Genomic DNA, 15,155 nt, shown 5'->3' on the forward strand with positions numbered 1-15,155 from the left:
GCCGGTCGCCGTACCGGCGGCACCGGCCCCGTCCACAGGCCCCGTCGTTCGTCCTCCGGCCCGTCTGTCTACACGCCGTCCGCCTACAGCCCGTCTGCCTACGGCCCGTCTGTCGGCGCCACCGGGAACACCCGGCGCACCACCCGCTCCGCCGCCCCGCCGTCGTCCCAGACGCAGAACCTCTCCCGGAACCGCTTCCGCGCCCCCGGCTCCGGATCGCCCGCGCGCAGCGCCCGCGCCAGCCCCGCCACGTCGACCGTGACCGCGCCCGGCGGCTGCGCGAACAGGTCGAAGTACACGCCGCGTTCGCGCTGGTACTCCTCCCAGTCCGGGGCGAAGACGACCACCGGCCGGTCCAGCACCGCGTAGTCGAACATCATCGACGAGTAGTCCGTCACCAGCGCGTCGGCCGCCAGGTAGAGGTCCTCGACCACCGGGTGCGCCGACACGTCCACGATCTCCGCCGCGTCCTCACCGGCCGTCAGGTCGCCCGGGCCGTCGGCGTGGAAGTAGTGGGTGCGCACCAGCAGCGTGAACCGCGGGCCCAGCAGCCGGGCCAGTTCGGCCACGTCCAGCAGCGGCAGGTAGCCGCCCTTGCCGCCGCGGTGGGTCGGCGCGTACAGCACCGACGTGGTGCCGGGCCGCAGCCCCAGCCGCTCGCGCATGGCCCGGACCTCGGCCGGGGTGGTGCCGGCCAGCCGGTCGTTGCGCGGGTAGCCGGTGTCCAGCATCTCGTAGCGGCCCGGGAAGGCCCGGGCGAAGTGCTCGCTGGTGTGCGGGTTGGAGGAGACCAGGAAGTCCCAGCGGTCGACGGCCTCCTGGAGCCGGTCGAAGTCCATCCCCTCGGCGACGGCCTCGGGGCGGCCCCGCAGGTCCATCCCCATCGCCTTGAGCGGGGTGCCGTGCTGGGTCTGGACGTGCACCGTACCCGGGCGCTTCGCCATCGTGCGCGGGAAGTTGACGTTGTTCACGAAGTACTTCGCGGTCGCCATCGCCTTGAGGTACGCCGGGGTGTTGACGATCACGTACGGGACGCCGGGCGGCATCGCGTCGGCCTGCCGGCGGTTCTCCACCACCCACACGCCGCGGATCTGCGGGGCGAGTTCCTTCGCCTTCTCGTAGATCGCCGCCGGGTTGCACGCGTAACCCCGGTGCCAGTACGCGGCGTAGACCGCCAGGTGCTCGTCCAGCGGTAGGCGGCGGAACGCGTTGTACGCCGTGAACCGGGCGCCGCTGCGCACGCCCTTCTTCACCGCCGGGGCCACCGCCCGTGCCCCGCGCTTGAGTTCGCGCGGCAGCCGGCCGGTGCGGCGCAGCTCGGCGTACGCGATCCGGGCGCCGCGCGAGGCCAGCCGGTACTGCACGCCGCGCACCCCGCCGGGGAAGCGGTAGTCGGCCGGGCGGTGGCGCTCGAAGTGCACGGCGACCCGGTGGAAGTAGTCCCGGCGCCGCTCGACCGGGACCAGCCCGGGGGTGTCGTAGACGTTCAGCGCCTGGCGGACGGTCCGGTCGAAGACCAGGGTGCGCAGCGACGGCGGGACGGGCCGGCCGGGGCCGTCCGGGCGCTCGCACCGGTCGAGGAAGGCGAAGATGGCGTCGTACTGGGCGAACACGTCGGCGTGCTTGGGGGAGGCGGTGGCGGTGATCGCGCCGTCCCGGCCGCGCCGGTAGTTGTAGCAGGGGCGGTCGAGGTAGCGCAGCCGCCCGGCGGCCAGCAGTGCGGGGTAGGTGACCGAGATGTCCTCGTAGTAGCCGCGGCCGAAGGAGACCCCGAGGCCCTCCAGGAACGCGCGGCGGAACACCTTGTTCCACACCGACATCACGGTCTGGAACAGCGCCGGGTGCTCGGCCACCGTGCAGCCCTCGACCAGCGGGGAGCCGACCAGCACGTGCCGCCAGGGGTTGGGCTCGCTCCCGCCGTCCGGGTAGACGTGGGTGAAGTCGGTGAGCAGCACGTCGGCGGGCGCCTCGCGGCGGCGCTCCTGCGCCAGCTCGTCCAGGATCACGCCGACCGTCCGCTCGGGCAGCCAGTCGTCGCTGTCCACGAACCAGACGTACTCGCCGCGCACCTGCGGCAGGGCGGCGGCCCGGGCGCCGCCGAGGCCCTGGTTCTCGGTGAGGTGCATCACGCGCAGCCGGGGGTCGCGGGCGGCGTAGGCGTCCAGGATCGCGCCGGAGCCGTCGGGGGAGAGGTCGTCGACCGCGATGACCTCGAAGCGGGTCTCGGCGGCGGGGGTCTCGCCGAGGATCGAGTCGAGGCAGCGCGGCAGGTACCGCTCCACGCCGTGGACCGGGAGCACGATGCTGAGGAGGAGGGACACGCTGGCCGAGTCTACCGATCCACACGGTGCGACCTGCGGGGACGTCCGGCCGGACGGGACGGGGGCGGCCACGGGGTGGATCGGGGGCCGTCACGGGGCGGCCCGGGGGCGGGACTCGGGTGGAGCCGGGGGAGGGACGGGCGCCGGACGGGGGGTGCTCACCGGTCCGGGACCGCCGGTGCCTGGCCCCGGAACGGGGTGGCACCGGCAGTCTGGTGGCGGCCGGGCCGACCCTCTACGGCCGACCGCCGGTCCGGGCACCGTGCGGGCCTGGTCACCGCAGCGTCGAGGTGACCGGGCAGTGGCCCGCCAGGAGCCGGAGTTCGATCGAGTCGCTTCACGACTCGAACACGCACCCGCGTGCGGTGCGGGCACCGGTGCGTTGCCTCAGATATTGCTTGGAGGATCGACGCGAGTCAATCCCTCGTATGTGTTCACTTCATGAATCTGCTCGCCCGGGGTCGACCACCCGCCGGTGATCGTTTTGTCGACCTTGCGACTGTCCCCTATATGGGAGCGATTCGTCGACACCGCAGGAATGCCCGCCGGTCGCCCGCCGGTCGACTGCCGGACGCCCGCTCACGCCCGCCCGCGCCCGGCGCACGGCGCGCGGACGGGCGCCGGGGCCGCGCCTCCTGGCCCTGGTGACGGATGGCGGGTCGTGCACCATCATTGATGCCTAGTCGTGACCGCCCGAGCTGCCCCTGGTGCATCGTCAGTTGACGCCGCACGGTACGGTGGCACAACACCGAGGACGGTTGCGCGAAGGCCGTCCCTCACGGATAGTCTTCGCCTCACGGCCCTGGCGCCTCGTAGGGGTGGGAAAACTGATGGAACACATGCAAGTGCGGACTCGGCCCCGTGTGCCGGCGATCCAGTGCGGTGTCGGCGCGACCGGCCGCCGGATCGAGCGACACCTGGCCGTGCTCGGCGCGCCCGCGCTCCCGGCGGTGGACACCGCCGAGGCGCTCGGGTTGATAAGGGAGCTGACGCCGCGCGGCGCCGACACCCCGGCGGCGGCCCGCCGTCGCCACACCAGGGTCTCGCTGCTGGCGCCGCTGCGCCGGCTGCGCCGCAGCCTCTTCGGCGGGCGCGGCTGAGACCCTCGGGCAGGGCACCGGGCCTCGGTCCGTGGCCTGCTCACGAACGACCCGGCGGACCACCGGCCCGTCGGGTCGTCGGCGTATCCGGGGGGCGGGGGCGGGAACGGGCCGCCCCATTGGTCTGAACCTTTCACCCTACGCGAGGCGGCCGCCCCGGCGTGGGCAGACGGCGAGGCAGTACGCCCGACCGGTCGGCCTGGGTCAGGATGGCGCCATGGCGGACAACAACCACTCCACGTCAACCGGGGCGACCGGGTCCTTCCAGACCACCACCCTGGAGATCACCACCGGCAACCGTGAGGTCGCGCTGGACATCACCGACCGCTGCGCCGCGTTCCTCGACGAGCGGGCCCCCGGGCGGGACGGGCTGCTCAACGTCTTCGTCCCGCACGCCACCGCCGGGATCGCCGTCCTGGAGACCGGCTCGGGCAGCGACGACGACTTCCTCGCCACCCTGCGCGACCTGCTCCCGGCGGACGACCGCTGGCGCCACCGGCACGGCAGCCCCGGCCACGGACGGGACCACGTGGTGCCCGGCCTGGTCGCCCCGCACGCCACCCTCCCGGTGCTCGGCGGCCAACTGGCCCTCGGCGTCTGGCAGTCCGTGGTGCTGATCGACACCAACGGCGACAACCCGCGCCGCACCGTCCGGCTGTCCTTCCTCGGCTGAGCCACGAGCTGAGGTACGGGTTGAGGCACGAGCTGAGATATGGGTTGAGCCACGAGCTGAGGTGCGGGTTGAGTCACGAGCTGAGCTACGCGACGTGGCCGGCCACGGCCGCGAGGTAGCGCTCGATCGCCAGGTACTGGCAGAGCAGCGCGACCGGCCGGCCCAGCCGGGCGTACCAGGCGGACAGGCGGGAGAACGCGGCCACCTCGAACCACACCTCGCCGTCGGCGTCCATCGACACCAGGAACGACTCCTCCCCGCACTCCGGATGCCCCGGCAGCGTCCCGTACGCGAACCCGATCCGGTCCGGCTCGGCCACCGTCCACACCACCCGGCAGGGGATCACCAGCCTCGGCCACCGGCTGCCCGGCGGGCTCAGCCGCAGCAGCACGGTGGCCCCGTCCCGGACCGGCCCGCCCGGGTACACCGCGAACCCGGTCCCCAACTGGCTGCCCCACCCGAGCACGTACCGCCCGGCCCGTTCCAGCACCTCCGGCCCCCGCCCGAGGTGCACCCGCCGGCGCAGGTGCGCGTACCCCTCCGGCAACCGCCCACCCCGGGTCGCCCCCACCTCGGCGTACGTCGGCCCACTCGCCCGGGCATCCCGCAGCCGCCGCCGGAGATCCCCGGCCCCGCCGACCGTGCCGACTGTTCCACCCGTGCCACCCGTGCCAACCATGCCGGTCACGCTAGCCCCAGGCCGCGGGCCCGCCTTGCGGCGGGGTGGGGGCGGGGAGTAGGAAGGCGGCATGAGTGAGACCAGGACGGACGGCGCCGTGGCGGGCGGGGACGCGGCGGTCTGTGGGCCGGTGCCGGTGGGGGCGACGGAGGCGGCGCTGCGGGAGGACCCGGGGGCGGAGGGGCCGCGGGCCGACTGCGTGCTGTGCGGTGAGCCGACGCTGCTGCCCGCCGATCAGCCGGGCAGCACCCTGTGCCCGACCTGCGCCTGGCAGCAGGCCCAGCGGATCGCCTGCTCGGGCTGAGCGGGCTGAGCGGGCTGCTCGGGCTGAGTGTGCCGTTCCGGCTCAGCGGGTCGGCTCGGCCGGATGGGCCGGATGAGCCGGATGAGCCGAGCGGGGGCGGGTGTCAGGCGTCCTCCCGTCCGGCCAGGGCGAGGGTGGAGCCGTGGCGGCCCTTGCGGACCAGGAGCTGGGCCGGGATGCGGCTGCGCAGGTCGGCGACGTGGCTGACGATGCCGACGGCGCGGTCCCGCTCGCGCAGGCCGTCGAGCACGTCCATCACCTCCTCCAGGGACTGTTCGTCCAAGGTGCCGAAGCCCTCGTCGATGAAGAGGGTGTCCAGCGGCATCCCGCCGGCCTCGTCGGTGACCACGTCGGCCAGGCCGAGGGCGAGGGAGAGCGAGGCGAAGAAGCTCTCGCCGCCGGAGAGGGTGGCGGTGTCCCGCTCGGTGCCCGTCCAGGCGTCGACGACGCGCAGGGCCAGTCCGGAGCGCTTGTTGCCGGTGCCGCGGTCGTCGCTGTGGACCAGGGTGTAGCGGCCGCCGGACATCCGGACCAGCCGGTCGCTGGCCGCCGCCGCGACCTGCTCCAGCCGGGCCGCGAGCACGTACGACTCCAGCCGCATCCGCAGCCGGTTCTCGGTGGAGGTGCCGGCGGCCAGCGCGGCCAGCCGGTTGATCCGCCCGTAGCGCTCCAGGGCCGGGGCCAGCTCGGCGACCAGCTCGTTCAGCCGGTGCCCGATCCCGGCGAGTGCCGCGCAGCGCTCCCGGGCGGCCGACCGGGCGGCGTGCGCCCGGCCGAGGCGGTCGGTGGCGGCGGTCAGCGCGGCCGCGGCGGCGGGCAGGTCGACCGCCGGACGGGCGGCGGCCTCGGCCAGTTCGGGCAGCGCCAACTCGTGCCGGACGGCGGCGGACTCCGCGCGGTGCCGTTCCAGCCGGGCCTCCAACCGGTCCCGCTCCTCCCGGGGCAGCAGGACGGCGAGCGCGGCCCCGGCGTCCGGGAACCCCGCCGCCGCGGCGGCCTTGCCGAGCTCCTCCTCGGCCCCGTCGAGCCGCTCCCGCGCCTCCGCCGCCGCCCGCGCGGACCCGGCCACCGCGGCGACCGCCTCGGCGAGCCGGCCCAGCGTCGCGGCCCGGTCGGCGACCGAGGCGGCCGCACCGCGCGCGGCCGACACCCTGGCGGTCAGCGCCCGCTGCTCGTCCGCGAGGGCCCGCAGCCGGTCGGTGAGGACGGCGGTGCGCTCCTTGGCCTCGTTCAGTTCGTCCAGCCGACGGGTGCGGTCCTGCGACAGCCGGGCGATCTCCCGGCCGACCCGGCCGAGCGCCTCCGCCTCGTGCAGCGCGGCGCGGTGCTCCTGCTCCAGCTCGGCCAGCGACCGGGCGAGCCCGTCCGCGGCCTCGGGGCCGGCCGTGCCGGTGGCCGTCGCCTCGCGCACCCGCAGCGCGGTCAGCGCCTGGTCGGCCTCGCTCCAGGCCCGTTCGGCGGCGGCCTGTGCCCGAGCGGCCCGCTCCTCGTCCTCGGCGCTCACCCGGCCGCCGGCGGCGGCCTCGGCGGGCGCCGGGTGCTCGGCCGAGCCGCAGACCCGGCAGGCCTCGCCCGAGCGGAGCTGCTCGGCCAGCTCGGCGGCCATGCCGGCCAGTCGGCGGTCGCGCAGGTCCAGGCCCAACTCGCGGGCGTCCAGCGCGGCCGTGCGCAGCTCGGCGACCCTCGGCCCGGCCGCCGCGATCTCGACCCGCAGGCCGTCCCGCTCCCGGGCCGCGGCCAGGCGGGTGGTCAACTCGGCGCGCTGCCCGTCCAGTTGCTCGACCCGGGCGCTCGCCGTCCGGGCCCGTTCCTGCTGCTCCTCCAGGCGGCCCAGCTCGCCGTCGAACTCGGCCAGCCAGTCCTCGGCCTCCTCGGCCCGCTCCTCGGCGCCGCGCCGCTCCCCGGCCAGGGCGAGCTGCTCGCGGGCGAGTTCGGCGCAGCGCCGCTCCTCCACCCGGGCCGTCTCCAGCCGGACCACCTCGGCGCGCAGCCGCAGCTCCGCCTCGGCCAGCTCGGCGGCGCCGGCCCCCGCCCCGGCCGGGACGTGCTCCGCGATCCCGGTACGGGCCAGCGCCTCCCGGCGCCGCTGCTCCGTCTCCCGGGCCCGGCCGAGCGCCTCGGCCGCGCTCTCCCGCAGGCGCAGCGCGGACTCCACGCCGACCGCCTCCTGGGCGGCCGCGAGCCGCTGCCGGTCCCGCGCCGCGGCCGGTTCGAAGGCGGCCAGCCGGTCGGCCTCGGCCAGTGCCTCCCGGTACCGGCGCTGGCGGGCGGCGAGCTCCTCGGCGGCTTCGCGCCCGTGCTGGGCGGCCCGGTGCGCGGCCTCGGCGCCCGCGAGCGCGGCCTCGGCGACGGCGAGCTGCTCGGCCGCGCCGCTGCGCAGGATCGCGGCCCAGCCGAGCAGTCCGGGGGCGAGGTCGGCGTCGCCGTCCTCGGCCGGTACCCACGCCCCGGCGGGTTCGGCCCCGGGCCCGGCGGCCTGCTCGGCCTTGCTGGCGAGGTCCCGCAGGCGTCGGCGTCCGGCCTGGACGGCCGTCTCCTGGGCGCGGCGCCGGTCGGCCAGCCAGGACTCGACGTGCCCGTAGCGCTCGGTGTCGAAGAGGCGGCGCAGCAGCTTGCCGCGCTCCTCGGAGTCCCCCTTGAGGAAGCGGGCGAAGTCGCCCTGCGGCAGCAGCACCACCTGGCAGAACTGTTCCCGGCTCATGCCGATCAGCCGGTGGATCTCCTCCCCGGCCTCCTGGTGCGACTTGCTGACCGGCCGCCAGCCGGGGGAGCCCTCGCCCGCGTCGGCGGCCCACTCGCGCAGCAGGGTCTGCGGGCGCTCGACGGTGGTGCCGGTGCCGACCTTCTTCGGCCGGCGCTGCTCGGGCAGCCGGGTGATCTGCAGCCGGCGCCCGCCCAGCGTCAGCTCCAGCTCGACCTGGGTCAGCCGTCTGGGGTCGGCGTGGTCGCTGCGCAGCCGGTTGGCCCGGCGGGCGTTCGGCGTCTCGCCGTACAGGGCGAAGCAGACCGCGTCCAGCACGCTGCTCTTGCCCGCGCCCGTCGCCCCGCGCAGCAGGAACAGTCCGCCGGCGGCGAGCGCGTCGAAGTCCACCGTCTCGCTGCCCGCGAACGGGCCGAAGGCGGTGACGGTGAGCCGGTGCAGCCTCATCGGGGCAGATCCGCCTTCCGGTCGGCGTCCGTGCGGACGTGCTCGAAGCCCTCGCGCAGCCAGCCGAGCTCGTCCGGCTCCGGCTCGGCCCCGGGGCGGACGTGCCGCAGGAAGCCCTCGGCGATCTCCAGGTCCTCCCGGCCGCTGACCCGGGAGGCGTACGACCGCGGCGGCTCGGTGCCTCCGTCCTCGGGGTCGAACAGCAGCTGGAGGGTGTGCGGGAAGCGGCGGCGCAGCTGCTCCATCGGCTCGCTCGGGCGGGCGGCGTCGGTGAGCGTGGCCTGCACCCAGGACTGCTCGTCCTCCGCGTACTTCTCGTCGGTGAGCAACTCGGTGAGGGTGCCGCGCAGGGTGGCGAGCGGGCGCGGCTGCGGGCAGTCGACCCGCTCGGCCGTCACCGCGCCGTCGGCCGCGAGGTCGACCAGCCACATGGTCTTGCGCTGGCGGGCCTCGGAGAAGGAGTAGGCGAGCGGGGAGCCGCTGTAGCGCAGGTGCGGGGCGAGGGTCTGGCAGCCGTGGAGGTGGCCGAGCGCGGCGTAGTGCACCCCGTCGAAGACCGAGGCGGGGACGGCGGCGACCCCGCCGACAGCGATGTCCCGCTCGCTGTCGCTCGGTGCTCCGCCGGTGACGAAGGCGTGCGCGAGCACCACCGCCCGCGTCCCCTCCGGGCGGGCCGCCAGGTCGGCCCGGACCTGCTCCATCGCCGCACCGAGCACCGCCGCGTGCCCGCCCTTGGCCAGCCCGAACCGCTCGCGGACCAGGGTCGGCTCCAGGTAGGGCAGCCCGTACACCGCCACCGGGCCGTGCGCGTCCGCCAGCAGGACGGGCTCGGCGCACCCGCCCGGATCCGTCCGCAGGTGGATCCCGGCGCGCCCGATCAGGCCGGCGCCGACCCCGAGGCGGCGGGCCGAGTCGTGGTTGCCGCTGATGAAGACCGTCGGCACCTGGAGCTCCGCCAGCCGGTGCAGCACGTCGTCGAACAGCGCGACCGCGTCCAGGCTCGGCAGCGCCCGGTCGTACACGTCCCCGGCGACCAGTACGGCGTCCACGCCCTCGGACCGGACCACGTCCACGAGGTGGTCCAGGAAGGCGCGCTGGGCGTCGTGCAGGCTCTCCCGGTGGAACGAGCGCCCGAGATGCCAGTCGGAGGTGTGCAGCAGTCTCACTACGGCGCTCCTACCTGCACGTTTGCCACTTCCATGTCCTCCGAGTCGGCACCGAGTCAGCACGGGTCACGCGGCCAGTGCCTGGTCAGTACCGAGTATCACAGGACCCACCGACAGAGCCTCGTCCATCACGGCCCTCAGCCTCTCACCCGCATCAGCGGGGAGGCGCCCGTAGATGCGGGGAGGCGCCCGTAGATGTCGGCGGTGATCCGAATCGTGGACTGCCCGGGCCAACGGGAGACTAGTCCGGTCATGTACACACTGCGTACGCTCGTACCCGACTGCTAGCCATCACTAGGGCCCCGGGGGAGACGATGGCTCGAGAGGCAAGCCCTGGCCAGATCATCGGTGGGAAGTACCGGCTGGTCTCCAGCCTGGGGTCAGGCGGCTTCGGACGGGTTTGGAAGGCCCACGACGAGCACCTTGACGTAGACATAGCGATCAAGGAGATCTGGCTCCCGCCCGCGCAGTTCGAGGAGGAGTACGACGAGCGCCTCAAGCGCGCCGCACGTGAGGCCCGAAACGCCGCGAAGCTCCGCGATCACCCCAACATCGTGACCGTTCACGAAGTCGTCGTGGATGCCGGCCGCCCGTGGATCGTGATGCAACTGGTCAGCGGCTGCTCTTTGGACGAATACGTCAGGCAGCATGGCCCGTTGCCCCGAGACCTGGCGCTCAAGGTTGCCAGGGCACTCCTGGAAGCCCTCGACGCTGCTCACCGGGCCGGTGTCCTGCACCGCGACGTCAAGCCGGCCAACGTCATGATGGCTTCCGACGGAAGGATCCTTCTCACCGACTTCGGGATCGCCCGTCACGAGAACGACACGGTGCTGACCGCGTCGGGGACGGTCATCGGATCCCCGGAGTACATGGCGCCCGAGCGAATCCGGGGACGGGCCGACCTGCCGGTCAGTGACCTCTTCTCCCTCGGAGTCACGCTCTTCCAAGCCATCGAAGGAATCTCCCCGTTCAGGAGGGAGACGGCAATGGCATCCATGTCCGCGGTGCTGATGGATGATCCGCCACCGCTCGTGAAGGCCCGTGACCCGCTCAGAACGGTCGTCCGCCTGCTGCTCGAGAAGAAGCCCGAACAGCGGCTCGGCATTTCAACAGCTTCGGTCTTCCTCGCTGAACCGCCCCACTCGCAGAACCCCGGTGGAACGCAGACCGAGCCCAAGGTCTTACCACCGAAGAAGGATCACCAAGCTTTCTTGAGAGCAGCCATAGAGCTCGAGCGGCAACGACAGGTTGAGGAATCACTGCCCAATAGATCGTCACCTGTCACGTCGGTGGCCGCCGTCAACACGCGCGAAACGCTCGAACAGGAGCAGGGGAAGCCCGAAGGCCAGGACGGTGCAAGCAGTGCAACCGGGCGACTGAGTAAAAACACCCTCAATTCAGTAGTCGGAGTGACAGCAGCCGCAGTTCTGCTTGTGGCGATGTTCTGGGCTGTTCCGGAAATATCGGACGATACGGCCTGCGGATGGATGAAGAGCGCACTTGTCAAGTATGAGCCGAATGGCTACACCACATATCAGAATCGACAGAAGATCATCAATCAGGCGAAAGATGCCCTGATTCTCCCAGAGCTTCACGATGGCATAAAATCCCACCTCGAGGCATATCAAGACACTCTATTGAGGAATTGGTACGCCCAGGACGCTGGGGACAGTCAGGCGATTCGGGCAAGGTCGGAGGTCTTGTACGAATGCGGAGACAGGGGGGACTAACGCTCCGAGGAGGCACCATGTGGGAGGCGTACATCACCCCCATCGAATGGATGCGCGGGTCCGCAGAGCACGCGACTCCTCGGCCGAGGTGATGGACGCTCAGGGGCACGCTGGTGCACTGACATTGATGCCGACAGTGCTCCTCCATGTCCTGCCGCCTGTTCCAGGACACGGATCGAGCGCCCTGGGGAGCTGCGGTAGTGATTCCGAACAGGTCACACGCCGAAGATGCGGAATTGTGAGGAGTGGGCGTTCACCTTCGGATGGGTCGTGACTCTGACCGTGGTGGGCGACGTGGTGGACGACGTTGTGGACGACGAGACGGAGAAGCCGCCGCGGCAGCGCCGGCGGCTCCGGCCGGACCGCCCGCCGGGTAGCTGGACTACCTCCCGGGCCTCTCCGGGGTCGGCGCGAACTCAGCGCGGTGGTCGCACATGCACGGAAACGGCTGGGAACACTCCGAAGAGTGTCCGAGCCGTTTCTGCGTTGACCTGCTGCGTTGCGGGCGAGGGGCACATTTGTGCCCCTTGGTAGGCCATGAGGGGTGGCCGCAGGGGGCAAATGTTGCTCCTTCGCGGAGCCTCGGGCGTCGGTGTTCGATTACTCGGGGTGGATTGTCAGTGGCTCTGTGTATGTTCCGTGGCGTCGGCGGATCCGGGGGTCGGAGGCCGACGGACAGGAGCAGACCATGACCGTGCGGGAGTCGGTGTACGAGGTGTTGGGTGTCGTGGTGGTGCGGCAGCGGCAGCAGCGGCTGCGGGAGCCGGGGGCGCTGCTGTTCGGCGGGCGGAGGCCGGGCTCCGGGCCCGGGGGCGGGAACGGGGCCGGGAACTGGGCCGGCCCCGGGTTCGGGCGGGGGCCGGCCGGTGGGCCCGGTGGGGCCGCGCCGCCGGGCGCGGGGCGACCGCCGGGTGCGCGGGCCGTCGGGGCCGGGGGGACCGGGGCGCGGGGGCGGCGCGGCGGCCGGGCCCGCGGGGCGCCGCCGCAGCCGGTGGCGGTGGCGCTGGCCGTCGAGGCGGAGGACTTCGCCGTGCTGGCGGAGTACGGGCTGTTCGGCGCGCTCGGGCACCAGGAGTACCTGGTCCGGGCGGAGGGGCAGCTCAGGGGCCTGTACCAGCAGGGGCTGGAGGTGCACCTGCGCGTCCTGGAGGCGGGTGACTTCGAGGACTACTGCGCCGCGCTCGGTCTCGATCCCCGGGCGGCGGCCGCCCGGGTCGCGTACGCGGGGGATCCGGAGCTGGCCGGGGAGCCCTTCGTCTACGCGGGGGAGCCGATGGCCGACCTCCTCCCGGTGCTGCTGGACGACCACCGGGCGCGGGTGCGGATGTCCCTCGCCTGCGCGGCCCTGCTCGACGCGCTGGGCGACGACCTGGCCGGGCAGCGGCGGATGGCGGCCGTGATGCGGTACGTGACGTCCGTGTACCTGGCGCTGGCCGAGGGCGCGGGGGAGGGCTGCCACCTGCTGACGCTCCGCTGCCACGGCCCGGAGGGCGGCGAGCAGCTCACCTCGGCGGTGGACGTCTGCGTGGAGGCGGGGCACCTGCAACCCGCCGGGCGGGACGTGGAGGCGTTCTGCGTCACGCTCGCGGCCGGCGTGGCCTCGGGCGGGGCGGGGGCGTTGCTGCTGCACGGCGATCCGGCCGCGTCGCCGTACCGGGCGGCTGACCGATCGGCGGACCGATCCCCGGACCGGTCTTCGGGCGCTCCGCCGAACCTTCCGCCGGACCTTCCGCCGAGCGGGCCCCGGGTGCGGGGCTGGGCGCTGGCCGGTGGGCGGCTGCGGCCGATGACCGCCCACGAGGTGTTCGACGAGCTGGCCGACGACGCGGCGCGCGGGCTGCCCTTCCCGCCCGGTGCGGTCCCGCAGCCGGGGTTCCCGCTGCCGGGCCTCCCGGAGGCCGGGGGCGGGGGTGGGCTGCTGGGGTGATCAGGGCGTTCGCGGCCGCCGCATCCACCATGCGGCGCTGGGGACTGTTCATCGACCGCCTGTTCGGGGAAGATCGGAGAAGATCAACAGCAGGAGTGCGCGGTACCCCACGCCGCCACTCCGGTCGCTCCGCTCCGTACCGTGCTCCGTAGGGTCCGGCGAGCCCGACACCGAGAGGGGGGACGCGCGGCATGGGCCGGATCGAGTTCACGGCGGAGATCGCCGAGCTGCTCGGGAAGGTGCGCCGGCGTCCCACGGCGGGTTGGCCGTGGCGGCCGGGCGAGCAGGTGCCGGAGGGGCTGCCGATGAAGCAGTCCTGGGGCTGGCTGTTCGCCCCGGACGGCCGGGTGCTGACCTTGGTCAACCCCAGGGACGGGATCTGCTCGCTGCCCGGCGGCTCGCTGGAGCCGGAGGACGACGGCGACCCGGCCGCCGCCCTGGCCCGGGAGGCGGGGGAGGAGGCCCAGGCCGTGATCGGCCGGCCGTACTACCTCGGCTACCTGTACGACCGGGTCGGCTCGGCGAACGGCGGGCACGAGTGCGCCCGGGTCCGGATGGCGGCGGCGCTGCGGGCGGTCGGCCCGAGTACGGCCGATCCGGCCTCGGGCCGGCACTACCGGCGGCTGCTGGTCGCGCCGGGGCTCGCGGTCGAGCTGCTGGGCTGGGGCGAGCCGGGGTTGCGCCAGGCCCGGGCGGCGGTCGCCACCGCCGTCCACTGGCTCGGCGTGCCGGCTGCCGCGAACGAGGAGATCGAGGAGCTCCCGGTCGAGGGCTGCACGGTCTTCCCCGGCCCGGTGTACCCGGCTGGCGGAGGCGTCCCGCGGTACTGAGCCGGGCCCACGGAACGCGACCGGCGGCGCGCCGCATCCGGGGACGGGGCTGTCTGGCGGCGCGCCGCGCCAGGATCGGGGCCGTCCGGCGGCGGGCGCGGAACTGACGCACCGACGGCCGTAGGCTGACCGGTGGCTGACGGCGAGCCGACTTCTCGGAAGTTTTTTGTCTACACGCGATGACCGACGAGCGTCGACATACACCCGCACCCACCTGGGCGAACTCACGCTCGGTTGGGGGTAGTTCACTTCTGCGCTATCAGACGGCCCGTCAATGTCCTTGGCATGAGCGCTTCCGCGCGAGGCTACTGCCTGGTATCCCTTCTGTGACCCGCGTCATATCTGGAGGTGCCATGCTCCGCCCTGCTCGTGCCCTGTCCATCGCCGCCGTAGCGGCCGGTCTCACCATGACGACGCTCTTCACGGCGTCGGCCGCCGATGCGGCGGGTGTCAGCTACGTCGCCCTCGGGGACTCGTACTCGGCCGGCGTCGGCGCCGGTAGCTATCTGAGCGACAGTGGGAGCTGCAAGCGCAGCACCAACGCGTACGCGTACCTGTGGAAGAACGCGAACAAGCCGTCCTCCTTCTCCTTCGTGGCCTGTTCGGGGGCGAGAACCGGCGATGTGCTCAACAGTCAGGTCTCCGCGCTGAACAGCGGCACCACGCTCGTCAGCCTGTCGATCGGCGGCAACGACGCGGGCTTCGCCGACACGATGAAGACCTGTGTGCTGGGCTCGGACAGCGACTGCCTCAACGCCGTCAGCACGGCGAAGAACTACGCGACCAACACCCTGCCCGGCCAGCTGGACCGGGTGTACTCCGCCATCAGGGCCAAGGCCCCGAAGGCCCACGTCGTGGTGATGGGCTACCCACACCTCTACAAGGTCGGCGGTGACTGCATCTTCGGCATCGGCGACACCAAGCGGGCCGCCATCAACGGCGCGGCCGACACGCTGGATGGCGTGATCGCCAAGCGGGTCGCCAATGCCGGCTTCACCTTCGGCGACGTGCGCGGCGCCTTCGCCGAGCACGAGATCTGCGGCTCGCAGAGCACCTGGCTGCACAGCACCACCCTGCCGATCGACGAGAGCTACCACCCGAACTCGGCCGGCCAGTCCGGGGGCTACCTCCCGGTGTTCAGTCGCTCCTGAGCGGAGCGGCGTCGAGTGCGTCGGTGCCGGGCGGCCACGGCCGGCAGGCATCGGCGCGATTCTCCGTGTCGGAGCGCGCGTCCCTGTCCGCGCGTCCCTGTGCGCGTGTCCGTGCGTCCGCGTGCG

The 15,155-nt window shown here is 73.5% G+C and carries 11 protein-coding genes; 7 read left to right on the forward strand and 4 right to left on the reverse strand.

The window, feature by feature from the left end:
- Nucleotides 1-98 precede the first annotated feature (98 nt).
- The gene (locus tag ACZ58X_RS04470; RefSeq protein WP_470332184.1) at nucleotides 99-2,321 is read right to left on the reverse strand and encodes a bifunctional glycosyltransferase/CDP-glycerol:glycerophosphate glycerophosphotransferase; all 2,223 of its coding nucleotides are present in this window, start codon (nucleotides 2,319-2,321) and stop codon (nucleotides 99-101) included.
- Nucleotides 2,322-3,151: 830 nt separating this feature from the next.
- Between ACZ58X_RS04470 and ACZ58X_RS04475 the strand changes: the two genes are divergently transcribed.
- Both ACZ58X_RS04475 and ACZ58X_RS04480 read left to right on the forward strand, forming a co-directional pair.
- Complete coding sequence (locus ACZ58X_RS04475) at nucleotides 3,152-3,421, forward strand: hypothetical protein (protein ID WP_360229746.1); 270 nt, start codon at nucleotides 3,152-3,154, stop codon at nucleotides 3,419-3,421.
- A 217-nt stretch (nucleotides 3,422-3,638) separates the two neighbouring features.
- Nucleotides 3,639-4,094 (forward strand): YjbQ family protein, encoded by a 456-nt coding sequence (locus ACZ58X_RS04480; protein WP_470332185.1) that lies wholly within the window; start codon nucleotides 3,639-3,641, stop codon nucleotides 4,092-4,094.
- Between the two features lie 85 nt (nucleotides 4,095-4,179).
- Here ACZ58X_RS04480 and ACZ58X_RS04485 read toward each other — a convergent pair whose 3' ends face one another.
- On the reverse strand, nucleotides 4,180-4,665 hold the full coding sequence (locus ACZ58X_RS04485; protein ID WP_470332336.1) for a DUF1990 family protein: 486 nt from the start codon (nucleotides 4,663-4,665) through the stop codon (nucleotides 4,180-4,182).
- A gap of 178 nt (nucleotides 4,666-4,843) precedes the next feature.
- Between ACZ58X_RS04485 and ACZ58X_RS04490 the strand changes: the two genes are divergently transcribed.
- The gene (locus tag ACZ58X_RS04490) at nucleotides 4,844-5,077 is read left to right on the forward strand and encodes a hypothetical protein (RefSeq protein WP_470332186.1); all 234 of its coding nucleotides are present in this window, start codon (nucleotides 4,844-4,846) and stop codon (nucleotides 5,075-5,077) included.
- Nucleotides 5,078-5,180: 103 nt separating this feature from the next.
- Here ACZ58X_RS04490 and ACZ58X_RS04495 read toward each other — a convergent pair whose 3' ends face one another.
- Nucleotides 5,181-8,225 (reverse strand): AAA family ATPase, encoded by a 3,045-nt coding sequence (locus tag ACZ58X_RS04495; RefSeq protein WP_470332187.1) that lies wholly within the window; start codon nucleotides 8,223-8,225, stop codon nucleotides 5,181-5,183.
- Nucleotides 8,222-9,391, reverse strand: coding sequence for an exonuclease SbcCD subunit D (locus ACZ58X_RS04500; protein WP_470332188.1), 1,170 nt, complete (start codon nucleotides 9,389-9,391; stop codon nucleotides 8,222-8,224). The genes ACZ58X_RS04495 and ACZ58X_RS04500 overlap by 4 nt, the downstream gene beginning before the upstream one ends.
- A 314-nt stretch (nucleotides 9,392-9,705) precedes the next feature.
- Here ACZ58X_RS04500 and ACZ58X_RS04505 point away from each other — a divergent pair, with 314 nt between their 5' ends.
- The 4 genes from ACZ58X_RS04505 to ACZ58X_RS04520 all read left to right on the forward strand — a co-directional run bounded on the left by ACZ58X_RS04505 (nucleotide 9,706) and on the right by ACZ58X_RS04520 (nucleotide 15,029).
- On the forward strand, nucleotides 9,706-11,121 hold the full coding sequence (locus ACZ58X_RS04505; RefSeq protein ID WP_470332189.1) for a serine/threonine-protein kinase: 1,416 nt from the start codon (nucleotides 9,706-9,708) through the stop codon (nucleotides 11,119-11,121).
- Nucleotides 11,122-11,809: 688 nt separating this feature from the next.
- Nucleotides 11,810-13,048 (forward strand): hypothetical protein, encoded by a 1,239-nt coding sequence (locus ACZ58X_RS04510; RefSeq protein WP_470332190.1) that lies wholly within the window; start codon nucleotides 11,810-11,812, stop codon nucleotides 13,046-13,048.
- Nucleotides 13,049-13,239: 191 nt separating this feature from the next.
- On the forward strand, nucleotides 13,240-13,878 hold the full coding sequence (locus ACZ58X_RS04515) for a hypothetical protein (protein WP_470332191.1): 639 nt from the start codon (nucleotides 13,240-13,242) through the stop codon (nucleotides 13,876-13,878).
- A 353-nt stretch (nucleotides 13,879-14,231) separates the two neighbouring features.
- Nucleotides 14,232-15,029 (forward strand): SGNH/GDSL hydrolase family protein, encoded by a 798-nt coding sequence (locus ACZ58X_RS04520; protein WP_470332192.1) that lies wholly within the window; start codon nucleotides 14,232-14,234, stop codon nucleotides 15,027-15,029.
- Nucleotides 15,030-15,155 lie beyond the last annotated feature (126 nt).

This window comes from Kitasatospora sp. NPDC040550, from assembly GCF_055594965.1.